This window comes from Streptomyces paradoxus (genome assembly GCF_014202475.1).
Lineage (GTDB): Bacteria > Actinomycetota > Actinomycetes > Streptomycetales > Streptomycetaceae > Streptomyces > Streptomyces paradoxus.
Window position 1 is genome coordinate 23,083 of sequence record NZ_JACHGV010000022.1, and the last position, 18,173, is coordinate 41,255.

15 protein-coding genes and 1 pseudogene are annotated in these 18,173 nt (G+C 70.1%); 6 read left to right on the top strand and 10 right to left on the bottom strand.

The annotated features are described in order from the left end of the window. Nucleotides 1–97 precede the first annotated feature (97 nt). The 5 genes and pseudogenes from HNR57_RS38265 to nadC all read right to left on the bottom strand — a co-directional run bounded on the left by HNR57_RS38265 (nucleotide 98) and on the right by nadC (nucleotide 5,363). Nucleotides 98–1,423, bottom strand: coding sequence for a competence protein CoiA family protein (locus HNR57_RS38265; protein WP_184567873.1), 1,326 nt, complete (start codon nucleotides 1,421–1,423; stop codon nucleotides 98–100). A 600-nt stretch (nucleotides 1,424–2,023) separates the two neighbouring features. Continuing rightward, nucleotides 2,024–2,530, bottom strand: a pseudogene (locus tag HNR57_RS38270) (hypothetical protein); the annotation flags it as partial. Between the two features lie 451 nt (nucleotides 2,531–2,981). After that, nucleotides 2,982–3,278 carry a DUF1330 domain-containing protein gene (locus HNR57_RS38275; protein ID WP_184567875.1) on the bottom strand — a complete coding sequence of 99 codons (297 nt, stop codon included), beginning with the start codon at nucleotides 3,276–3,278 and terminating at the stop codon, nucleotides 2,982–2,984. A gap of 346 nt (nucleotides 3,279–3,624) precedes the next feature. Continuing rightward, nucleotides 3,625–4,482, bottom strand: a complete 858-nt coding sequence (locus HNR57_RS38280; RefSeq protein ID WP_184567877.1) for a PhzF family protein — start codon at nucleotides 4,480–4,482, stop codon at nucleotides 3,625–3,627. After that, a complete protein-coding gene (gene nadC, locus HNR57_RS38285) occupies nucleotides 4,470–5,363 on the bottom strand; it encodes a carboxylating nicotinate-nucleotide diphosphorylase (protein WP_184567879.1) in 894 nt (297 codons plus the stop codon). The genes HNR57_RS38280 and nadC overlap by 13 nt, the downstream gene beginning before the upstream one ends. Nucleotides 5,364–5,807: 444 nt before the next feature. Between nadC and HNR57_RS38290 the strand changes: the two genes are divergently transcribed. After that, entirely contained in the window at nucleotides 5,808–6,176 is a 369-nt protein-coding gene (locus HNR57_RS38290; RefSeq protein ID WP_184567882.1) for a winged helix-turn-helix transcriptional regulator, read from the top strand. Nucleotides 6,177–6,584: 408 nt separating this feature from the next. On the opposite strand, the gene HNR57_RS38295 is transcribed toward HNR57_RS38290, so the two are convergent. The 3 genes from HNR57_RS38295 to HNR57_RS38305 all read right to left on the bottom strand — a co-directional run bounded on the left by HNR57_RS38295 (nucleotide 6,585) and on the right by HNR57_RS38305 (nucleotide 8,502). After that, nucleotides 6,585–7,031 (bottom strand): hypothetical protein, encoded by a 447-nt coding sequence (locus tag HNR57_RS38295; protein WP_246555395.1) that lies wholly within the window; start codon nucleotides 7,029–7,031, stop codon nucleotides 6,585–6,587. A 276-nt stretch (nucleotides 7,032–7,307) separates the two neighbouring features. Beyond that, a complete protein-coding gene (locus HNR57_RS41040; protein ID WP_376772339.1) occupies nucleotides 7,308–7,538 on the bottom strand; it encodes a helix-turn-helix domain-containing protein in 231 nt (76 codons plus the stop codon). A gap of 55 nt (nucleotides 7,539–7,593) precedes the next feature. Further along, a complete protein-coding gene (locus tag HNR57_RS38305; RefSeq protein WP_184567884.1) occupies nucleotides 7,594–8,502 on the bottom strand; it encodes a helicase associated domain-containing protein in 909 nt (302 codons plus the stop codon). Nucleotides 8,503–8,691: 189 nt separating this feature from the next. Between HNR57_RS38305 and HNR57_RS38310 the strand changes: the two genes are divergently transcribed. The 4 genes from HNR57_RS38310 to HNR57_RS38325 all read left to right on the top strand — a co-directional run bounded on the left by HNR57_RS38310 (nucleotide 8,692) and on the right by HNR57_RS38325 (nucleotide 13,698). Further along, a complete protein-coding gene (locus HNR57_RS38310; protein WP_184567886.1) occupies nucleotides 8,692–9,957 on the top strand; it encodes an ATP-binding protein in 1,266 nt (421 codons plus the stop codon). Between the two features lie 117 nt (nucleotides 9,958–10,074). Continuing rightward, nucleotides 10,075–11,835: a TnsB C-terminal domain-containing protein gene (locus HNR57_RS38315; RefSeq protein ID WP_246555388.1), complete on the top strand. Its 1,761-nt coding sequence runs from the start codon at nucleotides 10,075–10,077 to the stop codon at nucleotides 11,833–11,835. Then, complete coding sequence (locus tag HNR57_RS38320; RefSeq protein WP_184567888.1) at nucleotides 11,832–12,575, top strand: AAA family ATPase; 744 nt, start codon at nucleotides 11,832–11,834, stop codon at nucleotides 12,573–12,575. The genes HNR57_RS38315 and HNR57_RS38320 overlap by 4 nt, the downstream gene beginning before the upstream one ends. A gap of 13 nt (nucleotides 12,576–12,588) precedes the next feature. Beyond that, entirely contained in the window at nucleotides 12,589–13,698 is a 1,110-nt protein-coding gene (locus HNR57_RS38325) for a hypothetical protein (RefSeq protein WP_221343521.1), read from the top strand. Between the two features lie 32 nt (nucleotides 13,699–13,730). Here the strand turns inward: HNR57_RS38325 and tpg are convergent, their stop codons facing one another. Both tpg and HNR57_RS38335 read right to left on the bottom strand, forming a co-directional pair. Further along, nucleotides 13,731–14,288 carry a telomere-protecting terminal protein Tpg gene (tpg, locus tag HNR57_RS38330; RefSeq protein WP_184567890.1) on the bottom strand — a complete coding sequence of 186 codons (558 nt, stop codon included), beginning with the start codon at nucleotides 14,286–14,288 and terminating at the stop codon, nucleotides 13,731–13,733. A gap of 160 nt (nucleotides 14,289–14,448) precedes the next feature. Next, the gene (locus HNR57_RS38335; RefSeq protein ID WP_246555389.1) at nucleotides 14,449–16,983 is read right to left on the bottom strand and encodes a DEAD/DEAH box helicase; all 2,535 of its coding nucleotides are present in this window, start codon (nucleotides 16,981–16,983) and stop codon (nucleotides 14,449–14,451) included. A 655-nt stretch (nucleotides 16,984–17,638) separates the two neighbouring features. Here HNR57_RS38335 and HNR57_RS38340 point away from each other — a divergent pair. Continuing rightward, nucleotides 17,639–17,806, top strand: coding sequence for a hypothetical protein (locus HNR57_RS38340; protein ID WP_086605152.1), 168 nt, complete (start codon nucleotides 17,639–17,641; stop codon nucleotides 17,804–17,806). The last annotated feature ends 367 nt before the right edge of the window (nucleotides 17,807–18,173 follow it).

Sequence of the window (18,173 nt, forward strand, 5' to 3'; positions counted from 1 at the left end):
GACGCCGCCGTGCTCCTGCAAGTTCCCGCCCGCTGGCACGTTCACCCGACCGAGTAGGCCATCACCGGCACGGCCCGCCGCACCCCGCCTCTGCGGTCTAGGAGCTCACCCACCCGCCCGGCCCTGATGGGTTTCGCGTCAGCGTCGTGATCCGGGGGCCGACGCGCTCGTAGGAGCAGTGCTTGGTGACCGGATCCAAGACGGCGACTTTCAACGGGCTCTGAGCGGCCTCCTCGAGACGCAACAGCCAGTCCCGGCCGGGGACCAGGATGGTCAGGTCCGCAGGCCACCGGTCGAGCGCTGAGGGGTCAGGGCACGCCACACCGGCCAGCTGGAACGCTGCCCCCGCGCGCGGCCGGCTGTAGAGGAGCAGCCCGTTGCCATGGGCGGGGCTCTGCTCGCCGCACGTGACGGCCTTGCCGGAGGCGGAGCGGACCAACTCCATGAATGCCGGCCACAGCGAGGCCTTGATGCCCGCGTGCTCGAAGAAGGCCGTCAGCCGCTCCTGCTCTGCCTGCTGCTCTTCGTGCGCTTGTTCCTGGGCGGCCAGCCGGCGGTCCTCGGCAGCTAGTCTGCGCTGCTCGGCGGCCAGTCGGGCCCGTTCGGTGGCAGCGGCCCGCTTCTGTGCGGCCTGTCGGCGTTGCTCGGCGGCGGCCTCCTGCCGGACGGCTTCGGCATCGGCCTCCAGCCGGGCCCGGGCGATGGCCAGGTGGACGTAGGAGCGGGCGGTCCACCACACCGTGCCGTCCGGGCCGGTATGGGCATGGACCCGGCCCTGGAGAATCCACCGGATCGCATCGTCCAGGGAGCAGCTGATGTGGGTCCACGCCGCTTTCGTCTTCCCCGTGTGTGGCGAGGCCCAGGTGTAGCGCGCCATGCCATAGCGCACTGTCCATGCGTCCCCGCGGTTCCTGGGGGGCGCTAACCGCAGGGAGGGCACGCCGCGCTCCCACGGCCGCTTCTCCATCGAGATCCAGCACACCGCCACACCGTCCGCCGCGTAGCGGTCCGTCCGCATCCGCGCGTCCTGCGGCGTCATGGGCGACAACTGTGCCTCCAGCGCCATGAACGGCCGGTCCCGCTGGTCGAAGACCAGCACGTCCGCACGCCAGGTCCGGGCCTCGTTGCCGACCTCCAGCTCAGCTCTGAAGCCCGCCGCCCGGGCGGCGGTGGCCAGCTCCAGCTTCAGCAGGTGATGCTCGGGCGACTCGTTCGCCAGCGCGCAGTCGTTGGGCCGCACCTGGTGGTAGAAGTGCCGGGCACGGTGGGGGGAGATACGCGCGAACACCCTTCCCCGGCACTCCGGACACGCCAGCTCCAGACCCTTCACACGGTGCACGTCCGCCCAGGACCGGCCACACCCCAGATCGTCCAGTGACGCATCCAGCCGGCCCCAGTGCGCATGCACGGCGGTGTACCCCATCAGCCCCCTCCCGTGTGGCCCGAAAAGGACAGCATCCCCTCGTGCCGAGACGGCGATACACCGGATGAGGACGCGCGGCTCGGGCCGTTCGTGCTCCGATGAGCCGGTTCCGGCCGGCTGCTGGCGGTGCCCGGCGGCGGCAGCATCGGCCGGACACAGGGCGCACCGCCGGGCGGGTCCAGTCTCTCCCACGACCGGCTCGGCCCGGCGGGGGTGTTCAGCTTCAGGGACACCGGACCGGCCGAAGCCGTCTCTGGCGGGATGCGCTTGTCAGATGCGCGCTGCCACCCGACGTGGTCGAACTGCTTCTGGACATGGGCGCGCGGAAGAAGTCGGCCAGCTGTCCGGCTTCAGCGTGAGCGCTGTGCTGTGGCCGTGGGCTTGGCGCCCGGCCCGGCGCCTTCGGCGTCCGTCTGCAGTCAGGTGCGGCGATGCGAGTGAGGACCTCGCCTACGGTCTCGGGGCCGAGTCCGCCCGGCAGCACGGTCTTCCAGTGGTTGGGCACGGCCCGGTCGACGAAGCCGTCGGGGTCGGCTTCCTCGCCGAGTTCGGACTCCCAGCGGCGCCAGGCCCGCGGTGGACGGCCTTCTAGGCGGTCGCTCAGAGCGTGAGCACCGGTCGCGTGGAGAAGTTGTTGTACAGGCCCTCTCCGTCCGGTCCGTACGCGAACTCGGCCATCTCGGGGTTGCGGTTGGCGGTCGCCAGCGGGAGCCAGGCCAGCAAGTGGCCGTAGCCGCCGCACACCGACTCGCCCCCGTCGCCGCCGTGGACCGCGGTCACATCGCTGGTCAGCTCGGCCGGCAGGTGTCGTAAGCGATGTGCAGGCCGAAGGCGTTCAGCTCGTTGTGCGGGCCGGGTGTCGTCGCCGTGGGGGATGCGGTCGAGGGGACAGTCGTCGCCCCACCGGAACAGGGTGTTGGACCCGGCACCGCAGGCGTGTTCCCACTCGTCGGGGCTCGGCATCCGCAGACCACGGGCGGAGAGGGCTGCCGGTATGTCGGCCGGGGGTTCGGTCAGGGTCTCGTCCTCCACGGCCATGAGGACGGTGTCCAGGTGGACGCTGCGGGGAGCGCTGAGGATCCGCGCGAGATGGGTCCGCAGGTCGGGCAAGCACTCAACGCGATCGACTCGACCGCGGCAGGCGGGCGACGACGCACGGAGCGCAAACATTGGGCGTCGAACTCGCTGGCGCGCAGCGGCAGATCGACCATCGGGTCAGGGCCCTGAACGGCGAGGGCGCCGAGGACGCGGTCGTGGTAGGCAGTGGCCTGGGCTTGGGTGAACCGCTGCTCGACAGAATGGGCCACGGAGCCGGGCTTCGGCACATACGGGGCCAGGCGCTCCATCAGCGTCGGGAAGTCGTGGCCCTCCCGACGGTAGTACGGGCGCTCCGCACTGCCGGCCTCGGCTGCGTCGAGGCGCACGGGTGTCCAGGAAGGCCGCGGCTCGGCGCGGTTCGGGCAGCAGCCCGTCGCCCATCCAGCGGGCGCGGGTGAGGAAGTCGCTGTAGGCGCCGGGGTTGTTGTAGAAGCGTTCGTCGCCGACGCAGCCTCGATCGTCAGTCGAGGCCTTCGATGATGCGGAAGTCGCGCTCGAAGCCGTCGGGGAGTTCGGCCAGCGCCTTCTGGTAGGCCGCACTCTCGTATGCGGCGACCGCCTGTTCGAAGCTGTCGAACTCGATCAGGACAACGCGTTCGGCGGTTCCGGCTTCGTGTGCGACGACCCGGCTGCCGATGCTGGCGAGCACCCGCCCGCCTGCGGCCTTGACGGCCAGACCGGCCAGTTCGTTGTAGGCAGCAAGCCTCTCAGGGTCTGTGATGGTGGGGTAGACGCTGACCCAGTAGCCCTTGGCCACAGTTACCTCCTGTGTTCGGAATTGATGCTCAGAAGCTTGCTCAGATCAATGGCCGGCGCGCTGTAGGTCAGCGAGCCGACGGAGACGGCGTCGAAGTCGGACGGCTTCGATCAACCGGCTGGGGCTGCGGTCGGAGCCGGTCGAGTCGATGACCGGCCTCGCCGGAAGGGCGGCGGCCTGAACTGGAACGAAGAGGAGCCGACAAGTAGGGAGGAGTCGCACTAGTACGGCGTGATCGGCCATCACCCCTGAGCCCCTGCCACAGATGCCGCCAGAACTGGCCGGGCTCTCACCGGAGCAGTTGGACCTGCTGCGCACCGGCACCCTCGCCTTGAGCGCGCGGGCCTCATCGCATAACCCTGCGCACGATCGCTGCTTGGCCGCCGACTCGGATCCGGTGTCCCGTGCGGTCGCGGTGGACGGTCGCTGTGATGGTGGACGGGCTGCCGAGGTGGTCACCCATATCGACAGCGAGGCGGTGTGTGCCGAACTCGGCAGCATGCGCTGCCAGGCAGGCCGTGCTGTTGGCGTTGGCGATGTCCTCGGGGACGCCGATCGACGGGGCGAACATCCGGGCTGCTGCTCGGCCGTGTCGGTCCGGGGGCGAGTAGGCGTAGCAGCCCAGCAGACCGTAGCGGTCACAGGCTGCGCGTAACAGGGTTGAGTCCGGCGTGAGTTCGGCCAGTGCGGCGCGGGATCGGATGGGCAGCAGAAGCCTCGGCCGCCCGTTCGACGCCACGCAGGCGTCGCCGGCGACCGCGTCCTCCGTCAGTCCGAGGCCGCCTGCGACTGCCCTCAGTTCGGGTCCACCGGCGCTACGCAGGCTGACCGGGCCCGGGTCGAACGACGCCGTCAGGCCGTCATCGTCTCGGCTTGCCCGACCGTCGAAGCTGCGGTGGGCCGTACGCAGGACGGCGCGGTAGTCGTGGTCGCCGCCTTCCCGTTCGGCGAGCACGGCGAGGGCGGCGACGGTGCCGTGTCCGCAGGCGGGCAGTTCGTCCTGGGCGGTGAAGAACCGCAGTGTGTACGCGGGCTGACGACGCTCGATTCCGGTCGCGCGGAGGAAGACGGCGTGCGATGTTCCCAACTCCGTGGGAATGCGGCATCGCTCCTCGTCGGTGAACGGCGCGTCATCCAGAACGGCGGTCGGGCTGCCACCCGCGCCGTCTCGCTGACACGCGTCGACGACCGCTACCTCGGACATGGCACCGGGCCGGTGGTCAGCAGCATGGTCAGGTCCAGTGCGGGCGCGCTGTGCGTCAACGCCCCGACCGAGATGAGGTCGACGCCCGTCCCGGCGATGGCGGGAACTGTGTCCAGGCGGATGGTGCCCGAGGCCTCCAGCAGGATCCGGGAAGCGTCGGCCCGCCCGGCCCGGACCTTCACGACCTGCTCGATGTCGGCCACCGGCATGTTGTCGAGCATGATCCAGCGGGCTCCGGCGTCGAGGGCCTCGACGGCCTGGGTGACGGTCTGCACCTCGACATCGCTCTCCACGGTCTGCCCGGTGCGCGCCATCCCGCGCCCGACCGCCTTGATCGCGGCGGTCACCCCGCCCGCCGCGGCGATGTGGTTCTCCTTGAGCAGGACCATCGCCGCGAGATCGAGGCGGTGGTTGTGGCCGCCGCCGGCGGTGACCGCGTACTTGTCCAGGGCACGCAGGCCCGGCGCCGTCTTGCGCGTGTCCAGAATGCGCGCCCTGGTCCCTGCCACAGCTTGGACGTAGCGGTCGGTCAGCGTCGCGATGCCGCACATGCGCTGCAGGAAGTTCAGCGCCGTACGCTCCCCGGTGATCAGGCTGCGCGCCGAACCGGACAGGTGCACCAGGACTTGGCCGTCGGCCAGTCGGGCGCCGTCGGCGACGGCCGGCTCGACCTTGACCTCGGGGTCGACCTGCGCGAAGACCTCGGCGACCATGGGGAGGCCGGCGGCGATGCCGCTGTGCCGGGTGCGGATCTCGGCCGTGGCCGCCAGGTCCTCGGGAACGCTCCACTCGGTGGTGATGTCCTTCCCTGACGTGTCCTCGGCCAGGGCGGCAGCGGCGGCGGCCCGTGCTGCCGCCGAGGGAAACTCGGTCGTGGTCATCTGGTCTCCAGCTCTGAGTGGACGTTGGCTTGGTGGCGGCAACCGCTGACGAGGCAGCATTGAAGTTCCGCTGGGCCGATTTGCAGGACCTGGTGGATCCTGTACTCGATCTCCCACGTGCCGGTCACCCGTCCCCCCGCCACGAACAGGTTCCGGGTGAGCCGTCCGTGCGACTCGGCGCCGACGTCGAACTCGGGGCACCTTGCGCATGTACCGGTCCTCCCGGCCGGTCTCGCCTCCGTCGACCCGGGCTTTCAGGAACGCCTCTCACCCAGGTCGTCAGGGCAGGTGCCACAACAGCCCCCGCCGTTTCGATTTCCGAAGCGGTCACCGATGCTAGCGTGTCGGAATTCGAAGCATCAACCCTGGAGAGCTGGACATCCCGACATGGCAACACCCAGACCTGGCAGTCCTGTTCGCGGCTCGACCACCGGCCGCCCCCTCATGGCCGCACTCGATCTGTTCGGACGGCGGTGGAGTCTGCGCATCCTGTGGGAGCTTCGCGCGGGTCCGCTTGGATTCCGCCCCTTGCAGAAGCGGTGCGACGACATGTCCTCCAGCGTGATGCGGCAGCGCCTGACCGAACTGCTGGATGCCCAGGTGATTCACCAACTACCGGACAGCCGCTACGAGCTCACCCCGCTGGGACAGGAGGCGCGCCACGCCCTGAACCCCCTCGCCCGCTGGGCGGAACGCTGGGCGGCCACGATCGACCCGCAAGGGTCGGACCACACCGACGACCAGTCCGCCAGCCGCGTCTTACATCCGGACACCGTGGACGACGGGACGCCAGAGAGGGACTCCGCGGACTGACGCCCCGCCTCGGATCGGAGGCGGGGCGGGACCGCCGGCTCACGAGGTTGCCGTGGCTCGGCCGAGCGCCGGGGACAGGCACGAAACCTCCGCCAATCAATGTGGGCCTGGCCCTCTTCGTCGGCCACCAGTTCGCGCAGTGCGGCGTAGTTGTGGCGTACCTGTCGTGCAGGCTAATTGATCTTGGTTGTGACCTGCTGTTGCTCAGCTGTACTGAGTGGTACGTCTGTATTCCAGGGGAGGATTACGCCGGGCCGAGGCGTTGGCGATGGGCGATACGTGGGTTGAGCTGGCCGTGTTGCTCTGACGCAGTGAGCTGAGCGTCATGTCGGCTTTTGCGCAGTGTGGTCGGCGCGCCTGTAGGCAGGGGGAGTTGGCGGCTGTTCCCGGCTGGTGCTAGCGGGTTGTTCAGCGGGCGTACAGGCGTTGCCGGAGCAGGTCGTGGTCGGCGGGTGCGAGGTGGGGCAGCCGGAGGCGGTCGGCAAGGCGGTGGAGGAATGCGGTCTGCTGCGCGCGTGTCAGGGGGTGCGAGGGCAGGCGGTCAAGGGCAGCGGCGAGGATGAGGGTCTCGGGGTGGATGACCAGGCTCCGGCAGGTCAGAGCTGGGGAGGCCGGGCCTGGAGGGATGTGGGGGTTGGCGTTGGTGAGGCGGTCAAGGCGTGTGAGCCACCGCTGGTGCAGGTGCTGTTGGTGGTCGTACCAGCGTGTCGTGATCGTCGATGCCCAGCTCAGGGAGGCCGTCGTTGCGCGGCGGGCTGTGGGGCGGGGCCGGGTGAGCTCGGGGACAGGGCGGATGTCGAGCGGGGCGGGCTGCCGGGAGTCGCTGGAAGCCTGCTGGTGGCGGGTGCAGATCATGATGCGGGGCGAGTTGGGTGCTGGGTGGATCCACGCGGGGGCGGCTTGGTGCGGGCTGCGGCGGATGGTGCAGGCGGTGCACGCCGGTAGCGGCTGCACGGCGGGCGGGACGGGCTGCCAGCGGGCGATGGCGGCTGGGCGAGCCGGCGCCGCAGCCGGAACGGCGGGAGCCTGCGGGGCGTCTGCCGTCTCCACCCTGGACGCGGCCGGCTCGGTAGACGCCGCTGGTGCCGGAGCGGCTGCCGGGACTGCACCGGGGGCGGGATACTTCGCCGCCTACCCCTCCAGCAGCCGCTGGTAGGCCTCCAGCCGCGGCGACTTCGGCTCGCTGCGGCCATTCTCCCAGTTCTTCACCGACTGGGTCGTCGTCTTCAACGCGGTGGCGAGGCGTGCCTGGGTGATGCCGGCAGCCTCACGCAGCCGGGCACGCTCTGCCGGAGGCGGCAGGTGCGGCTCCTCGTTCAACAGAGCGTCGACGGACGCGAACAGCTCTTCCTCAGATGCCATGACCCCGCACCCTTACTCCAGACCAGCTTGCTTAACCATAGATTTATCCCATTCCTTAACCTTCCATCGCCCAGTCCAGCCCTAGCGCGGCGAGTGTGGCGAGTTTGTCGGTGGTGAGCTTGGCGCGCCTGGTCTTGGTGTTGCTCAGAAACACCCCGAGTCGGACTTCTGTGCCATCGGGCAGGATTTCGGTGTGGGTGCGGCTGATGGGCCCTGCAGAGCCGGTGCGGGCTTTGTATTGCGCCAGGGCAGCAACCCCTCGTTCGAAGGCTCCTGAGGGGCCCTTGGGGGCCCTCGTGGGCTCTGGTCCCGGTGGGAGGGGTGTGATGCCGAGCTGCTCCAGGCGCTGGCGCTGTCCGTCCGTCAGGTTATGCCAGGTGGTGTGCTGGCGCTGCCGGGCGAGCCATTTGCCGATGTCCATTCCGTGGATGGTGACGCCAGGTAGGACGTCGGCCTGGCCGTCTTCGTTGCGTAGGAGCTCGCGCACCGCGGTGTAGTGGCGTTGCCAGTCGGCTGGCCACTCCGGATTCCAGTGCTCGTCGACGGCCTCCAGCGCGGCCTTCCACTCGGGATGACCGTCCAGCGCACCGGGGCGGCGCAAATTGCTCAACCACTGTCCTACCGGCCTGGACAGGGCCACTGCGGACCTCGGAGCACAGAGGGTCCAGTGATCCTCGTAGTACGCCTTGGCCGCCTCTAGATTCTCCTGGAACCTCTCGTCGGCCACGGACCAGACCATGCCGAGCCGCTCGAGCCGTTGCGCGCGCCGGCCGCTCATTTCCCCGGCCGCGTAGGCCCTTCGCTGCTCTGCCACCCATTGCCCCAGGGGTGTCGCGCCTTCGCGGTGTCCGTAGGGCACGCGGGCGTGTGATTGGGCGTTGGGGTGGCAGTGGGTGGGCGTCAGCCGAATCGTGGTGTGGATGTCCTGGTAGTGGGTGCAGGACGGGGCTGTGGTTGCTGTCATGGGGTGACCAAGCGGCTGTTGTGGGGCGGCTAGCAGGTTGGTGGCTGGCTGTCATGGGTTTCGCTGTTCCTGTGTGAGGGGTTGGCGGGGTCGGGTGGGCTGGGCCGTATGACGGCTGCGGGGAGTCCGGCGGGTGGGGCCGAGGGTGGGCCGGGGGCGGCTGGGGTTGTGCCGGCCGGGGGTGTGCCGTTGGCGCGGGGTGTGGTGGTGCGGCGGCTTCTTGCGGTGGATGGGCAGGGGACGCTGTCGGGGTTGCATGTGCGGATCGCGGCGGAGCTGGCGGGGGTGTCGGAGCGGACGGTGTGGCGGTGGCTGGCCGATGGACGCCGGGGCGATGTTGAGGCGCGGCCGCGGCAGGACGGGTTTTCGCTGAGTGACGCGTTGTGGGAGGTCCTGGCTCAGGCGGGCGGGAACGTCGCGGAGTTGCGGCGCAGGATGCTCCGAGCCCAGGAAGAGGGGGCGTTGGAGGAGTGGGATGCGGAGTGTGTGCCCTCGCTGCCAACGTTGCACCGCGTGATCAAGCGGGATCTGGGGGCGGGCCGGGTTCTTGAAGTGGCCCGTCCGGCAGGGGCCCGGGTGGGGCTCGAGCCGAGCCGGTATGACCGGGCACTGGCGGATTTGGGGCTCGTGGACGGGGCGGGCGGTCCGCTTGTTGTCGACGGGCCGCCCGCCGACGTGTCGGTGCCGGAGGGCGCCGCGGATGCGGGGGTGCGGGGCGGTGGTGTGCGGTTGTACGTGCCGGGCGCCCGGCTGGTGTCCACACGGCAGGTGGCCGCTGTGGCGGAGGCTGTGGGGCATACGGTCGCGGCCCGCGGGATGTGCTGTGTGTACGGGGATACGGGCCTGGGGAAGACGGTCGCCGTCGAGCAGGCTTTGCATCTTCTGCCCGGCCGGGTGCGGGTGTGGCGGGCGGTGGCCGGCGTGGCGCCCGGTCTGCCGCAACTGCGGGCCTCGCTGTGTGAAGCGCTCGGGCTGCCGTCGGGGGCACTGCCGCACCGGGCCGGACCGGCCAGCCAGGCTCTGACGCGGGCACTGGCCGAGCCGGGTGTGCTGTTCATCGATGACGCCCAGCGGCTGACGCCGCCATTGCTGGATTATCTGCGGCAGTTGTGGGACGCGCCGGGCTGTGCGGCGGCGCTGGTGCTGTGCGGGGCGGGAAGCGAGCGGGCCCTCGCCCGTGCTTCGGCGCTGCGCTCACGCGTGCTGACCTGGCATCAGGTTGGCCGGCTTGAGCCGTCTCAAGTGCCGCAGACGCTGACTCTGTTCCATCCCGTGTGGGCGCAGGCGGACCCGGGCGACCTTGCGCGGGCGGACGAGCAGATGGCGCGCGGCAATTTCCGAACGTGGGCGAAGATCACGTCGCATGTCTACGCGGCCCGCGAGCGCGGCCCCGCACGGCGTGTGGACCGGGAGCTGATCGAGCAGGCCTGCGCGCGTCTTGGCCCCTACCCGTGACGGTCCGGGCTGCTCGGGGGGCCTCGTGTACGGGGGCCTTCATGTGTTCCGACGAGGTGAACGAAGGCGCGCTCTATGGAAGCGGAAGTGAGGGGGCACGGTGTGGGTGGGCAGTCGATGGCGCCGCCGGAGGATCCGGCCGGTGTTTTGGGGGAGGAGTCGTTGACGGTGTTGCGGGCGCCGGCGGTGCGTCGTCTGCTGGCGCTGCGTGCCGAGCGGCGGCTGTCGCGGGAGCATGTGCGCCTGGCTGGGGAGTGCCTGGGGGTGTCGGAGCGGACGGTGTGGCGGTGGCTGGCGGAGGCCTCACGGTCGCCTCAGGCCGCGATCCGCCCCGGGGAACGCAGCGGTGACCGGTTCGAGATCACCAGGGAGATCCGGGTGCTGCTGGCGTACTGGCACGGCAACGCTTCCGCGGTCCACCGCCAGTTGGTGGCCCGGGCCCAGACCGGCGGCCATGACGGTCAGCCGACGACCACAACTGAACCCGCGGCTTCTCCCGCAGGCGCCCCGCCGGCCGCGGTACCGCTGCTGGACCCGGTGCCGTCGTTGTCGACGTTCCTGCGCGCGGTGCGGCGCGATCTCACCGCGGGGGAGCGGGCCGGTCTTGCCGCGGGGCCGGATGCGGCACGCGCGCACGACGTCTTCGGCAAACGGGCGGCCTCCTGGCGCAATCACGTGTGGGAGACCGATCATGTCCAGGCACCGCTGCTGGTCGATGCCGACGGCGACCTGGTGCGCCCGTGGGTGACCTGGTTCATCGACACGGCCACCAAAGTCATCACCGGCACCGCCGTCACCCCTGGCGTCCCTTCCCGCGCCTCCGTGCTGGCTGCGCTGCGCGCCGCTGTGCTGCGTGAGGAGCCCTACGGCCCCGCGGGAGGGACACCGGAACAGGTGCGGGTGGACCGGGGCAAGGACTTCCTGTCCGCGGCCGTCACCGCGGCGTTCGGCACGATGGGCGTGACGGTGAAGGACCTTCCCGCCTACAGCCCCCATCTCAAGGGCACGGTGGAAAACCTCAACCGGGCCGTCGACCGGATGCTGTTCGCGGCCCTGCCCGGCTACACCCTCACGCCCGCCAAGCCCCGCTCCGGCCGGCGACGCAAAGGCGCGGGCCGCAGGCCGGAGACGTCCGGTGCCATGTCGTTTCAGGACTTCACAGCGGAAGTGCTGGCCTGGACACACTGGTGGAACACCGAGCACCGGCCGCGGGCGCTGGCTGGCCGTACGCCGCTTGAGGCATGGCAGGCCGATCCGACTCCTGTCACGGACATCCCTGCTGCCGATCTGTGGACGTTCACTCTGGAGGACGACGGCCGCCCGCGAAAGCTGACCAGCCACGGCGTGCGGTGGCGCGGGCGCACATACATCGCCCCCTGGATGACCGGCCAGGCCGGCCGTACCGTGACGGTGCGCTACATGCCGCACCACGATCACGAGATCGACATCTGTGACGCGAGCGGCAAGTATCTCGGGCCCGCGCACCTTGCTGACGCGGCCACCCCCGAACAACTCCAGGCCTTGCGTACGGCCCGTGCGGAGCGTGCCCGACGTCTGCGCGCCGAGGTGAAAGCCGCCGAGACCCTGCGCCGACAGCGCTTCGCCCCGGCCACCACGGCCGGGCCGGCTCAGCGGCTGGGAGCCCTCACCTCCGCTCAAGCCGGGCACGAACTGGCCGCTGTCGAGCACACCGACGCCTCGAAGCTGGCGCTGCCGGACCTCATTCCGCCCGCCGCGCCCCCGGCTGACTGGCGCACACCGCCCTCCCTCGCCACCCGGACTACGCCGGACCGCCCTGTTCCGCTCCAGCCCGAACCCGTTCCCGACGGCCCGCCCGGGCAGGCCGCAGACCCCGCTGAAGACGGAGATGCTTCGTGACCGCGGCCACCTACCAGTACGTCGAGCTGCCGGATGCGTCCGTGGTCACCACCCGCGCCCTGCTCACTGCCCGCGAGAACATCACCGACACCGTCGCTGCCCGCGCCATGATGTGCATCCACGGCGGCGCCGGCTTCGGCAAGACGCTCGCCGTCAACACCTGCCTGCGCGCACTCGAACCCGGCGAGGACGTCCGCAAGATCACCTTCCGGGCCCGTCCCACCGCCCGCGCGGTGCGCTACGAACTGTTCACCGCGCTCGACCTGCCCGGCGAGCCACCGCGCCACCCCAGCGAGTTCGACCGCCTGCTGAAAACCGCCCTGGCCGAACGCCCCCGCACCTTCCTGGTCGACGAGGCCCAGTGGCTCGACGGGGAGGCGTTCGAATACTTCCGCTACCTGTGGGACGAACCCTCCACCCGGCTTGCGGTCATCTTCGTCGGCGGGGAGGGCTGCCACACCGTGCTGCGCCGCGAACCGATGCTCTCTTCGCGCATCTTCATCTGGCAGCACTTCACCCGCCTCACCCCCAGCGAGGTCCTCGAGGCCATCCCCCTGTTCCACCCCATCTGGGCCGACGCCACCCCCGACGACATCACCTTCGCCGATCAACACGCCGCACACGGCAACTTCCGCGCCTGGGCCCAGCTGACCGCCCACACCCGCACCGCCCTGGCACGCACCGGCCGCCCCCGCGCCGACCAGGAACTGCTGCGCTGGGCCTTCAGCCGCCTTGCCTGACCACCACGCCGCCATGCCGCTCGCCGTGCCAACACCCGTCACCGTGGTCATCGACCGCCATGACGACGCGATCCACACGCACACCGCTCTGGCCGCCCACCATCCGCCGTCCGGCCGGATCACCCTGCATCCCGGCCCGGGCACCACCAGTGAAACCGGCCTCGCCCACGACCTTCTGGCCGCCCTGGAAAAGCCGCCCCTGCTTCCAGGCCGCTTCCCCGGCGGCCGCCAGCCCGCATGGGAAGCCGCCACGGCCTGGACCACTGCCCTTCCCGTCACCCGGCTGACCGTCCTGCGCGCCCACCGCCTCACCGCCCGCCGCGCGATGCGCCTCCTGCAACTGCGCACGCTCACCGGTATCCACCTGACCCTGGTCTGCCACCGCCCCCACCTGCCCGCCGCCCTGCACCAGGCCCTGCAGACGGCCGACCACACCATCACCACCGACCTTCAGACCGCCCGCCGCCACTACTACGGCGCGACCGCCCCCATACCGCAGCCTGCCGACGAGCCCGCCCGGCCGGCCAGCCGGTGGCTCACTCTGCCTGCACTGGACCGCCTTGTCTCCTACGACAGCCCCAGCCCCTGCGCCGCCCCGTGCACTCCGCCGCCGATCGTCTGGCGGCACCGCCCGCCACCCACGCCTCTCACCCCGTACGCTGCCCAGCAAGTCGTCCATCGGCTTCATGGGGTGACCGCGCACCCTCGCCTGGCCGCGACCGTTGCCGCCGCACTGATCACCGGCGCCTCCCTCCAGCAACTTGCTACCGCACGCCCTCGCGACTACGACGACGCCGCAGCCACACTCGCCCTACACGACCGCGCCCGCTACACCGACGGCTGCGCCGCCTACCCCGTGCCGCCCTGGGCGGGTGTCTTCCTGCGGGCGGCGGCCTGCTTCGCCCGGCTCGTTTCCGGCGAGGACCAGGAATTGTTCGCCGCGCCAGGCAACCGTGCCCTCCTGCTGCGCGTGGCGGAGACGGCCAGGCTGCGCCCGCCCCAGCCGCCTGCGGCTCGTCGCCAAGGCGCGGCCGGCCGTGTGGAGTGGGACTGGCGCGAGCGGCAGGAGGCCAAGAGGTACGAAGCGATGCTGGCCGTACGCGCCAGGCCCTCGCGGCGCTGAACGCCCTGACGCGTCCGATCAGAGGGGCAGACTCATCCGATCGAGAAGTCGACGAACTCGAGGTCGCTGAAGGCGATGTGCAGGCCGTGGGCGCGGCGGCCCCCGTCGCGGAAGTAGGCATGCCCCAGCGCGCGGGCGAGGATCACTAACTGCTGCTGCTCGCCCGCACCGGCGTCCCGGGCGGCGAACAGCTCCCGGGCGACCTCTCCCGGCAGGTACTGGGTGATCCACCGCACCCGCGGATCGTCCGAGGAGCCGGCCGCAGCAGCGAACCCAAATCGCGCCCTGGTGTGGAAGACGAAGCCCTCCGCTTCGGCCTGGGCACGTCTGCGGGCCCGTATCCGGGGCTGCCACCGAGCCAGGACCGCTTCCTCGATCGCCCGGACATACAGCGGACCCGGCGGGCGACGAGCTCCGGACTTCTTCGTCACCCACCTCTGCACGGTGCGCTGCGACACCCCAAGGACTGCGGCCACCCTCCGGGTGGAATGCCGATGTGCTGCCAGCAGAAATCGCAGGCGAGCCTCGGTGCTCAAGGGAACAGGCCGGGTGCGCAACGCCTGCTCCAGCCCCTGCTCGATACGCCCCACGTCCGCCTCTCCAAGCGGCCAGTCGACAGGCCGGCATCCCAGCCCGTGACTTCAGTCCTCCCACGCTGTCTGCCCCCTGACCGCCGTTTCCGGCATTCCCGTGACAGCACCAACTGGCGTCGGCTACGAGAGCCCCGGGAGAGCGCCGATGAAGAGCGGGTTATGCCCAGCGCATGCCGATGCGGGAGAGCTGTTCCACGCGTTCCGGTGACAGTGTCGCGGCCCGCGAGCGCTGGTTGCCGATCCATGCCCCCAGCTTGAGCTCTCGCTGCTCCTGGTCCTCGCCGCTGTCACCGTCTCCGGCGCCACCGATGACGATCCGTTCAATGTGCTTCCTCGGTACGCGAAGGTGCCCCTCACGCTCGTAGAACTGGCGGGCGGCCTCGTAGTTCATGGCCCACTTGTCGGCCTGGCTGGTCCGTGGCTTGGGTTTCTCGTTTTCGTCGGCGGGTTGGATGCCGAGGATGTGTTCGCACATCCACTGCTGCACGGTGGTGAGGTTGTCCCAGCCGTACCGGACCGAGCGCACCCACCGCCCGAGGTCCTCGCCCTGGTGCACGACCTCACCCGGCTCCATCGGCAGCGTGCCGCCGGCCTCCAGGTGCAGGCGGACTAGATGGAAGGCGCGTTGCCACTCCACTGGCCAGGCCGGGCACCAGGAGGGATCGATGTCCTCGAGCTGCTCGCGGCGCTCCTGCGACAGCGCGCCGGCCGACGACTGAACCGGTAGCCCTTCGGCACGCCGCTGCTCGATCTCGGCGGCCTTCCGGGCGTTGGCTCGCGCGTTCTTCAGCCAGATGCCCACCCGGTAGCCCTGGTAGGTGGCGTCGAGAGGGGCCAGGAGGTGGCCCGTCTCGGCTGCCCATCCGCGCGCCGCTGCGAGTCCTTCTTCCCAGGCGACGTCGTAGTGGGACCAGATCATGCCGAGCTTTTCCAGCTGTGCGATGCGGTCTTCGTCCATGTCTCCGCGGGCGTAGAACCTTCGTGCGTCGGCGATCCATTGCCCCAGCGGGAAGGAGGCGAGGGAGGCCGGCCATCCCTCTGCTTCCGCTTCCTGGTCGCCGCGGTCGGGGACGCGGTAGGTGAAGGGGACTTTCAGATCGTCGTGGAGTCGGTGGTAGATGGCGGCGGCTTCGATGCCGCGTCGCCAGTGCTGGTGTTCGGGGTTGAGGACGCGCAGGTTGATGAAGGCGGCCAGCTGGGCGGGGTCGCGGGGGGTGCTGAATTTCAGCAGCTCTCTGGCCGGTACTGACAGACCACGGTCGCTGCCAGCTGCTTCGTCTTCCTCGGGCCCGCCGCGGCTCTGTACGCCCCTGACGCGGCTTGGCGCCTGCTGCTGCGCCAGAGCCTCCACGACCCGGGCGTCGTGCGCTCTGAGCGCCTCCAGCAGCTTCGCCAGGCCGCCGAACGCCCGTGAGGTGAGCATGTTGTCCGCCGTCTCACCCGGCCCGAGCAGGACCGGCACCACGAGCGAGGCGACCTTCCCCTCGCCGGGCTGCATCCGTAGCGCCCGGCCGACGGCCTGGACGAGGTCGGGCATGGAGCCGCGTACGTCGGCGAAGTACACGGAGTCACAGTTGCGGGTGTCTACGCCTTCGCCCAGGACTTTCACGGACCCCAGGTAGCCCTTCTCCACGACCGCGCCGTCCGTGGCGATCCCATCGGCGAACTCCGTCAGAACTCGGCGACGGTGCCCCGGCTTGTGATCGCCGCACAGCCAGTTGGCCCAGATCGTCCTGGGGTACAGCTCCGGGTCGGCGGCGTGCAGCTGCGCGGCGACGTCGGGAAGGCCGGCCGCGAAAGCCTCGGCCTCGCGGACGACATGGTGGAAGACGAGCGTGCGCCGAAAGCCTTCCTCGGCCGACGCCTTCACCAGCGCGGTCTGCAGCGCGGCGAGCCGCGCCCCGCGCACCTGCTCGGAATGCGCGTCTTCGCCCAGCAGCTGGGCGGCCTGGAGCTGCGTGTCGGTGATGTCCACGCACACCACCTGGTAGGGGGCACAGATTCCCCTGTCGATGGCGTCCGAGAGAGTCAAAGTGAACGCCCTGCTGCCGAACGGCCCGGCCGGGTCGTCCTCCATGCTCGCCACCAGCTCGCCCGGCGCGCCCTGGTCGGCGTCCTCGTCCAGCTGCCACAGCCGGGGCGTGGCGGTCATGTACAGGCGCCGCAGGGCGGGGATGCGGGTGTTGTCGTGAACGACTGCCCACGGCCGGCCGATCCTGCCCGAAACCCTGTGCGCCTCGTCCACGACGATCAGGGACCACCCAGGAAGGCCGGCGGCGTGGGCCCGTTCCAGGGTGCCCAGTCCGAGGGAGGCGTACGTGGCGAACACGGTGACGCGGTCGAACGGCCGCACCCAGTCGACCAGCTCGTCCACGTCCGTGGTGTTGGGGAAGCCCGCCTCCTCACCTCGCAGGGAGGAGACCCCGATCATCGGACCTGTGCGGCCTCCCTCGCGCCACGCGGCTTCGGTCTGGGCAAGCAGGTCGAGGGAGGGCACGAGCACCAGCACTCGGCCGGCACGGAGCTCCTCGGCGCTCCGGGCGGCCACGAGGGTCTTGCCAGTCCCGGTCGCCATGATCACCTGAGTGCGGAGCCCGCGCGGAGGCACAGTCGATCGTGCAGGAAATTCGAGTGCCCGGAGTACCGCGTCCACGGCTTCCCGCTGGTGGGGACGGAGGTTTTTCATCGCCATTTCAGTCTGCCCTCTCCTGCAAGCTGAACGAAGGGCTGCATACGGCGAGGAGCGACAACGCGCACCCAGACCACGCAAGATGGACTGCGTCCCCTTCGTCGAGAAACCAGGATCACCTTCCTGATCCAGAACCGAAGATCACGCTGGGAGCGCCTCCTGATGCCCACAAACCCGGAGCCATCTGATTCCAGAGTCTATCGCATACTCAAAACGAAGCACGCTTCTTCATGAACAACATCAGTCCTGGCGAATCAGCACCGAGCCGATGGGTACTCCCTTTCTCTCATTGTCCGCCTGCCTTGGAGCGCCATGACACAGAAAACTGAAGACGAGATGGGCAACCGGTTCTGCAAAGCGTGTGGCACGCCGGCCGAAGACGGGAGGCTGTGCAAGCACTGCGGCACCGTTCTGGACTTCCCTGACGAGGCAGGTCTGGTCGAAGACCAAGGTGCGGGAGTGCGACGCGATTTCGAGGGACGGACCGGGCCGCGAGACCAAGGGTGACCGGACCAGCAGGTACACGTGCCGTGTTCGCCTTCCCTTTCTTGCCGCCAGTCTCGGGCCGCGCGAAGCGCGCCCTGGACCGCCTCCGCTCATGTCTGCGGGGGCGAAGGCAGGGCATACGGGCTTCACGCCCTTGAGAGGAGTTCGTTTCATGGTTGGCATCGTCGCGGCGGTGTTGTTCTTCGTTGCGTTTTTGATCAACGCGGCGGACATCAGCACCAACGATGTGTTCTCTTCGACGAACGTCATGCTGCTGGGACTGATGTGTCTGGCTCTGCACATGGCCGGGGTCGGGACCGGTTGGGCCCGCAGACGTTGACTCTGGTCTGCGCATCTGATGACAGACCGTCACCAGATGCGCAGACCAGACCCACCCTCGCCTGTAGCCAGCTGGCCCGCGTCAGCGGGCCGAAAGGTCCTGGAGGCGCAGCCGGAGGGACCGTCAGGCGGGGGAGCGCAGCGGACCCGCCGGCCAGGCTGGAGCGAAGCGGAAGCCTGGTAGCGGGACGCAGTCTCGCCAGTCCGGGAGCGGAGCGAACGGACTATCAACCTCGGTGCGCAGCACCGAGGTTGAGCGGGAGGCGCAGCCTCCCGCCAGCGCTCACGCGGAGCGTGAGCGCAACCACCGTGCGCAGCACGGTGGTTCGCTTGCACATCGCGCAGCGATGTGGTACCCGCTCCGCGGG

Excerpts from the sequence above, each read along its gene's own strand:
- HNR57_RS38265 (WP_184567873.1), bottom strand. The coding sequence starts at position 1,423 with ATGGGGTACACCGCCGTGCATGCGCACTGGGGCCGGCTGGATGCGTCA.
- HNR57_RS38280 (WP_184567877.1), bottom strand. The coding sequence starts at position 4,482 with ATGTCCGAGGTAGCGGTCGTCGACGCGTGTCAGCGAGACGGCGCGGGT.
- nadC (WP_184567879.1), bottom strand. The coding sequence starts at position 5,363 with ATGACCACGACCGAGTTTCCCTCGGCGGCAGCACGGGCCGCCGCCGCT.
- HNR57_RS38290 (WP_184567882.1), top strand. The coding sequence starts at position 5,808 with ATGGCCGCACTCGATCTGTTCGGACGGCGGTGGAGTCTGCGCATCCTG.
- HNR57_RS38295 (WP_246555395.1), bottom strand. The coding sequence starts at position 7,031 with ATGATCTGCACCCGCCACCAGCAGGCTTCCAGCGACTCCCGGCAGCCC.
- HNR57_RS41040 (WP_376772339.1), bottom strand. The coding sequence starts at position 7,538 with ATGGCATCTGAGGAAGAGCTGTTCGCGTCCGTCGACGCTCTGTTGAAC.
- HNR57_RS38305 (WP_184567884.1), bottom strand. The coding sequence starts at position 8,502 with ATGACAGCAACCACAGCCCCGTCCTGCACCCACTACCAGGACATCCAC.
- HNR57_RS38315 (WP_246555388.1), top strand. The coding sequence starts at position 10,075 with ATGGCGCCGCCGGAGGATCCGGCCGGTGTTTTGGGGGAGGAGTCGTTG.
- HNR57_RS38325 (WP_221343521.1), top strand. The coding sequence starts at position 12,589 with ATGCCGCTCGCCGTGCCAACACCCGTCACCGTGGTCATCGACCGCCAT.
- HNR57_RS38335 (WP_246555389.1), bottom strand. The coding sequence starts at position 16,983 with ATGGCGATGAAAAACCTCCGTCCCCACCAGCGGGAAGCCGTGGACGCG.
- HNR57_RS38340 (WP_086605152.1), top strand. The coding sequence starts at position 17,639 with ATGGTTGGCATCGTCGCGGCGGTGTTGTTCTTCGTTGCGTTTTTGATC.